The following is a 6,722-nucleotide window of genomic DNA, read 5'->3' as shown; positions in this document are numbered from 1 at the left end:
GCCACGGCGTTCGCGGCGGCGCTGGGCCGCGACGGCGTCCGGGTCGCCCCCGCGGTGACCCGCGCCCCGGCCGCGGCGGACGCGGCCGTCCTCGCCGAGGCCCCGGCCGCGACGACCGCCGAGGTCGTCGAGCTCATGCTCACCACGAGCGACAACACCCTCGCCGAGGTGCTGGCCCGCCGCGTGGCCGTCGCGGCGGGGCGCCCCGGCACGTTCGACGACGCCTCGGCCGCGGTCGTCGAGCAGGTCGCCGCCCTCGGCGTGGACGTCACCGGCGCGCACCTGCAGGGCGCCAGCGGGCTGGGCCGCGAGACCCGCATCAGCGCCCGCACGCTCACGGGGCTCCTCGCCGTCGTGGCCGGCCCGGAGCATCCCGAGCTGCGCGCCATCGCCAGCGGGCTGCCGATCGCGGGCGCCACCGGCACGCTGCTCGACCGCTACGGCGGCGCCGACGTCGCGCCCGGCGCCGGGGTGGTGCGCGCCAAGACCGGCACCCTCACGGGCGTCAGCTCGCTCGCCGGCTACGTCCGCGACGCCGACGGCCGCCTGCTGGCCTTCGCGGTCCTCGCCGACGCGGTGCCCCCGGGCGGCTCCTACCGCGCCCGGCAGGCGCAGGACCGGTTCTCGACGCTGCTCGCGGGGTGCGGCTGCCGCTGAGCCCGCGCCGCGTAGCGTTCCCCGCATGACCGCAGCCGGGGCACCGCAGCGCGACGACGGGGGCCGGCCCCTGGGCGCCTTCGTCGACTTCGACCTGGCCGCCCGGATGGCCGCGCGCCTCGTGCGCCCCGGGCCCCAGGCGTCCCCCGCCGAGGTCGCCGACGCCGTGGGCGAGCTGCGGACCGCGGCCGCCGAGGCCTCCGCGCCCGTGGCCGCCACCGCGCGGCTGCAGCGCGACCCCACGCTCGGCGTCGAGCCCGACGCCCTGGTGGTCGACCGGGCGTCGTGGGCGCGGGCCAACGTCGAGGCGTTCCGCAGCCTGCTGGCCCCGGTGGTCGTTCACCCGCAGGGCCGCCACGCGGGCCGCGCCCGCAGCGGGACCGGGAGCCTCGACCGGGCCACCACGGCGCTGGGCCGGCGGACCACGGGCGCCGAGCTCGGCAGCCTGCTCGCCTTCCTCGGGACGAAGGTGCTGGGGCAGTACGACGTCTTCTCCGGCATCGACGAGGGCCGGCCCGCCCGCCTGCTGCTCGTGGCCCCGAACGTCGTGCAGGTCGAGCGCGACCTCGCCGTCGTGCCGCGGGACTTCCGCCGCTGGGTCTGCCTGCACGAGGAGGCCCACCGGCTGCAGTTCGGCGCCAGCCCGTGGCTGCGGCAGTGGGTCGCCGACGAGGCGCGAGGGCTGTCGAGCGACCTGCTCGAGCAGCCGCGCGACCTGTCCGAGCGGATGGGTAGCCTGCTCAAGGGCCTGCCCGACGCGCTGCGCGACGGCGGCTCGGGCACGGGCCTCGCCGACCTCCTGCAGAGCCCCGCGCAGCGCGAGCGCGTCGCCCGCCTCGTCGCCGTCATGTCCCTGCTGGAGGGGCACGCCGACGTGGTCATGGACGACGTCGGCCCCCAGGTGGTGCCCACGGTCGCCACGATCCGGGCCCGCTTCACCGAGCGCCGCCGCGGCCGCGGGTCCCTCGACGGCCTGGTGCGCCGGCTCATGGGCCTGGACGCGAAGACCCGGCAGTACGCCGACGGCGCCCGCTTCGTGCGCGGTGTCGTCCAGCGCGTCGGCTGGGACGGCTTCAACGCCGTCTGGCAGGGGCCGCACACGCTGCCCAGCCCGGCCGAGATCGCCGACCCGGGGGCCTGGACCGCGCGCGTGGTGGGGTGAGCGGCCCGCCGCCCGCGGTCGCCGCGGTCCGGGTGGCCGTGCGCGCCGACCTGGCCCGCGTCGCGGCCGGCGCCCCGGGCGGCCTGGTCCTCGTCGCGTGCAGCGGGGGGGCCGACTCCCTCGCGCTCGCCGCGGCCACGGCCTTCGAGGCCCGTGCGGCGGGGCTGCGGGCGGGGGCGGTGACCGTCGACCACGGCCTGCAGGCGGGCTCCGCCGCGGTGGCCGCCGAGGCGGCCGCCGCCTGCCGGGGCCTCGGCCTCGACCCCGTCGTCGTCACCCGCGTGGCCGTCGGCCGGGCGGGTGGTCCCGAGGGGGCCGCGCGCGACGCCCGCTACGCCGCGCTGGACGCGCAGGCCCGGGCGCTGGGGGCTGTCGCGGTGCTCCTGGCGCACACCCTCGACGACCAGGCCGAGACCGTCCTGCTCGGGCTGGCCCGCGGCTCGGGGGCCCGCAGCCTCGCGGGGATGCCCGCCGAGCGGGGGCTGCTGCGGCGGCCGCTGCTGGGCGTGGCCCGCGCCACGGTTCGCGCGGCCTGCGCCGACGAGGGCCTGACGGCCTGGGAGGACCCGGCCAACGCCGACCGGCACCTGGCCCGCGCCCGCGTCCGCCACGACGTGCTGCCGCTGCTGGAGCAGGCGCTGGGGCCCGGGGTGGCCGCGGCGCTCGCCCGCACGGCCCGCTCCCTGCGCGACGACGCCGACGCCCTGGACGCGCTCGCGGCCGCGGCGGACGTCTTCACCGACGACCCCGGCGGCGGCTCCAGCGCGGCCGTCGCGGACCTGCTGGCGCCCCCGGCCGCGCTGCGCCGCCGGCTGCTGCGCCGGGCCGCGCTGGCGGCCGGGGCCCCCGCCGGTGCGCTCACCGCCGCCCACGTCGACGCCCTCGACGCGCTGCTGCTGCGCTGGCGCGGCCAGGGCGCCGTGCACCTGCCGGGCGGTGCGGAGGCCCGCCGCTCGTGTGGCAGGCTCGTGCTCACGCGGACCCCGGACCAGGGGACCGCGACGGACAGCTGAGGAGTGGACTGCGTGGACGCCGCGGACGCCGGGACGGACCTCGAGCACATCCTCCTCACCCGTGAGCAGGTCGCCGCACGCGTGGCGGAGCTCGCGGCGGAGCTGGACCGCGACTACGCGGGCAAGGACGTCCTGCTGGTCGGCGTGCTCAAGGGCGCGGTGATGGTCATGGCCGACCTCTCCCGCGCCATGGCGATCCCGCTGTCGATGGACTTCATGGCCGTCAGCTCCTACGGCTCCGGCACCCGCAGCTCGGGCGTCGTGCGCATCCTCAAGGACCTCGACGCCGACATCTCCGGCCGCCACGTCCTCGTCGTCGAGGACATCATCGACTCGGGCCTGACCCTGTCGTGGCTGCTGTCCAACCTCAGCTCCCGCGGGCCCGCGTCGGTGCGGGTGTGCGCGCTGCTGCGCAAGCCCGAGGCCGCGAAGGTCGAGGTCGACGTCGCGTACGTGGGCTTCGACATCCCCAACGAGTTCGTCGTCGGCTACGGCCTCGACTACGCCGACCGCTACCGCAACCTCGACTGCGTCGCCACGCTCGCCCCGCACGTCTACAGCTGACCCGCGCCGGCGGACGTGTGTGCGCTCACAGCGGACACGCGGTCCCGCGGCGGAACAGGGGGTCCTCCCCGCCCGTTCGACCAGGTGAGCGGCCAGGAAGAGCACGTGGGCGCGGTGTAACCTCAAGAGTTCGCAGGGCTAGCAGGAGGGACAGGGGGCGACCCCTCCACCGATGAATCTGAAGCGCATCTTCCGCGGTCCGCTCGTCTGGATCGTGCTCGCCATCGCCGCCGTCGCCATCGGAGCGTCCTTCTTCGCCTCCAGCGGCACCACCGAGGTCTCGACCACCCGGGCGCTGCAGCTGATCGAGTCGGGCAAGGTCAAGTCCGCCACCCTCACCGACGGGGCGCAGCGCATCGACCTGACGCTCGCCGCCGGCACGCAGGAGAACGGCGCCTCGCAGGTCCGCTCCTACTACATCGCCCAGCGCGGCACCGCGGTCGTCCAGGCGCTGCAGGACGCGCCCAACGCGAGCGCGCTGACCGTGACGGACGAGGTGCCCCGCACCGGCGTCCTCCAGTCGCTGCTGTTCACCGTCGGGCCGCTGATCATCCTGCTCCTCCTCTTCTGGTTCCTCATGAGCCAGATGCAGGGCGGCGGCAGCAAGGTCATGCAGTTCGGCAAGTCGAAGGCCAAGATGATGACCAAGGACACCCCGAAGACGACGTTCGCGGACGTCGCCGGGGCCGACGAGGCCGTCGAGGAGCTCTACGAGATCAAGGAGTTCCTCTCCGAGCCCGCCAAGTTCCAGGCCGTCGGCGCGAAGATCCCCAAGGGCGTGCTGCTCTACGGCCCGCCCGGCACCGGCAAGACGCTGCTGGCCCGCGCCGTCGCGGGTGAGGCCGGCGTGCCGTTCTACTCGATCTCCGGCTCGGACTTCGTCGAGATGTTCGTGGGTGTCGGCGCCAGCCGCGTCCGCGACCTCTTCGAGCAGGCCAAGAACAACGCGCCGGCGATCATCTTCGTCGACGAGATCGACGCCGTCGGCCGCCACCGCGGCGCCGGCATGGGCGGCGGGCACGACGAGCGCGAGCAGACGCTGAACCAGCTGCTCGTCGAGATGGACGGCTTCGACGTCAAGACGAACGTCATCCTCATCGCCGCGACCAACCGCCCCGACATCCTCGACCCGGCGCTGCTGCGCCCGGGCCGCTTCGACCGGCAGATCGCGGTGGAGGCCCCCGACATGGAGGGCCGCCACAAGATCCTGCAGGTGCACGCCAAGGGCAAGCCGATGCTGCCGACCGTCGACCTCCTGACGATCGCGCGCCGCACGCCCGGGTTCTCCGGCGCCGACCTGGCGAACGTCCTCAACGAGGCGGCGCTGCTCACGGCCCGCGCCAACGCCAAGGTGATCGACGACCAGGCGCTGGACGAGGCGATCGACCGCGTCATCGCCGGGCCGCAGAAGCGCACGCGCCGGATGAACGAGAAGGAGCTGCGGGTCACCGCCTACCACGAGGGCGGGCACGCCCTGGTGGCCGCGGCGATGGCCAACACCGACCCGGTCTCGAAGGTCACGATCCTGCCGCGCGGCCGAGCCCTGGGCTACACGATGGTCCTGCCGACGGAGGACAAGTACTCCACGTCGCGCAACGAGATCCTCGACCAGCTGGCCTACGCCCTCGGCGGCCGCGTCGCGGAGGAGCTCGTCTTCCACGACCCGACCACGGGCGCCTCGAACGACATCGAGAAGGCCACGGGCATGGCCCGCAAGATGGTCACGCAGTACGGCATGAGCGAGCGCGTCGGGGCGATCAAGCTCGGCAGCAGCGGGGGCGAGGTCTTCCTCGGCCGCGACATAGGCCACGAGCGCGACTACTCCGAGGGTGTCGCCGGCATCGTCGACGAGGAGGTGCGCCGGCTCATCGAGGCGGCGCACGACGAGGCGTGGGAGGTGCTCGTCGAGCACCGCCCGGTCCTGGACTCCCTCGTCGTCGCCCTGCTGGAGAAGGAGACGCTGAACCAGGCGGAGCTCGCGGAGATCTTCGCGCCCGTCGTGAAGCGTCCCCAGCGTCCGGTGTGGCTGTCGAGCGAGCGTCGTGCGGTCTCCGAGATCCCCCCGGTCCCGGGTCCCTCGGAGCGCGCTCAGCTGAACGGGCACGGCGGGTTCCAGACGCCGGTCAACGGCTACGGGCAGCAGAACGGGACCCACGAGGGGCCGTGAGCTTCGACGCCGCGCGCGCTGAGGCCGCGGTCCGGGAACTCCTCCTCGCCGTCGGCGAGGACCCGGACCGCGAGGGTCTGCGCGACACCCCCGGCCGCGTCGCGCGGGCCTGGGCCGAGCAGGTCGCCGGGTCCTGGCAGGACCCGGCGGCCGTGCTCGCGACCGACTTCGGCCTCGAGCACGACGAGCTCGTCCTCGTGAAGGACATCGAGCTGCAGTCCACCTGCGAGCACCACCTCCTCCCGTTCTGGGGCGTCGCGCACGTCGGGTACATCCCCGGCGAGCACGGCCGGGTGACGGGGCTCTCGAAGCTCGCGCGCATCGTCGACGTGTACTCCCGCCGGCTGCAGCTGCAGGAGCGCATCACCACCCAGGTCGCGGACGCGCTCGTCAGCGCGCTGCGCCCGCGCGGGGTCGTCGTCGTCCTGGAGTGCGAGCACTCCTGCATGTCCATGCGGGGCGTCCGCAAGCCCGGTGCGCGGACCGTGACGTCCGCGGTCCGCGGCGCGCTGCGCAACCCCGCCACCCGGGCCGAGGCGATGAGCCTCATCCTGGCCGGGCGGTGACCGGCGTGCCGGGGGAGCCGGCTGCGCGCTGCCTCGTGATGGGCGTCCTGAACACCACCCCCGACTCCTTCTCCGACGGCGGCCGGTTCCTCGCCCCCGACGCGGCCGTGGCCCGCGGGGTGGAGCTCACCGCGCAGGGCGCCGACCTCGTCGACGTGGGCGGGGAGTCCACGCGGCCCGGGGCCGTGCGGGTCAGCGCCGAGGAGGAGGCCCACCGGGTCCTGCCCGTCGTGCGCGGCCTGCGCGCGGCGGGCGTCGTCGTCAGCGTCGACACCATGCGCGCCGGCCTCGCGCGCGCCGCCGTGGCGGCGGGCGCCGTGGTCGTCAACGACGTCTCGGGCGGCCTGGCCGACCCGGCGATGGCGGCCACGCTGGCGGAGCTGGCCGAGGCGGTCCCCGAGCTGCGCTACGTCCTGTCGCACTGGCGCGGGCACTCCGACGTCATGACCTCCCTCGCCCGCTACGACGACGTCGTCGCCGAGGTCGGCGCCGAGCTGACCACCCGCCTGGACGCGGTCCTGGCCGCCGGGGTGCCGCGCGAGCGCGTCGTCCTCGACCCGGGCCTGGGCTTCGCCAAGGTCGCCGTGCACGAC

General features: G+C 75.6%; 7 protein-coding genes. All 7 read left to right on the top strand.

Annotated features, from left to right (window positions below):
* On the top strand, positions 1 to 657 hold a 657-nt coding region (gene dacB / locus F1544_RS22745; RefSeq protein ID WP_167588489.1), incomplete at its 5' end, for a D-alanyl-D-alanine carboxypeptidase/D-alanyl-D-alanine endopeptidase.
* A gap of 25 nt (positions 658 to 682) precedes the next feature.
* Positions 683 to 1,819, top strand: a complete 1,137-nt coding sequence (locus F1544_RS22740; RefSeq protein WP_167588488.1) for an Rv3626c family coenzyme F420 biosynthesis-associated protein — start codon at positions 683 to 685, stop codon at positions 1,817 to 1,819.
* The gene (gene tilS, locus F1544_RS22735; RefSeq protein ID WP_167588487.1) at positions 1,816 to 2,832 is read left to right on the top strand and encodes a tRNA lysidine(34) synthetase TilS; all 1,017 of its coding nucleotides are present in this window, start codon (positions 1,816 to 1,818) and stop codon (positions 2,830 to 2,832) included. Before F1544_RS22740 ends, tilS begins: the two co-directional genes overlap by 4 nt.
* A gap of 12 nt (positions 2,833 to 2,844) precedes the next feature.
* Positions 2,845 to 3,396, top strand: a complete 552-nt coding sequence (hpt, locus tag F1544_RS22730) for a hypoxanthine phosphoribosyltransferase (protein WP_167588486.1) — start codon at positions 2,845 to 2,847, stop codon at positions 3,394 to 3,396.
* Positions 3,397 to 3,568: 172 nt separating this feature from the next.
* The gene (gene ftsH, locus F1544_RS22725; protein ID WP_167588485.1) at positions 3,569 to 5,563 is read left to right on the top strand and encodes an ATP-dependent zinc metalloprotease FtsH; all 1,995 of its coding nucleotides are present in this window, start codon (positions 3,569 to 3,571) and stop codon (positions 5,561 to 5,563) included.
* Complete coding sequence (gene folE / locus F1544_RS22720; protein ID WP_167588484.1) at positions 5,560 to 6,129, top strand: GTP cyclohydrolase I FolE; 570 nt, start codon at positions 5,560 to 5,562, stop codon at positions 6,127 to 6,129. Before ftsH ends, folE begins: the two co-directional genes overlap by 4 nt.
* Positions 6,130 to 6,167: 38 nt before the next feature.
* Positions 6,168 to 6,722, top strand: a 555-nt coding sequence (folP, locus tag F1544_RS22715; RefSeq protein ID WP_167588490.1) for a dihydropteroate synthase, incomplete at its 3' end; no start/stop codon positions are given.

Origin of the sequence: Kineococcus rubinsiae, from assembly GCF_011839805.1 — a bacterium.
Taxonomy (GTDB): Bacteria; Actinomycetota; Actinomycetes; order Actinomycetales; family Kineococcaceae; genus Kineococcus; species Kineococcus rubinsiae.
The sequence above is the reverse complement of the archived record's forward strand: the minus strand, read 5'-3'. Positions and strand labels throughout refer to the sequence as shown.

Excerpts from the sequence above, each read along its gene's own strand:
- F1544_RS22740 (WP_167588488.1), top strand. The coding sequence starts at position 683 with ATGACCGCAGCCGGGGCACCGCAGCGCGACGACGGGGGCCGGCCCCTG.
- ftsH (WP_167588485.1), top strand. The coding sequence starts at position 3,569 with ATGAATCTGAAGCGCATCTTCCGCGGTCCGCTCGTCTGGATCGTGCTC.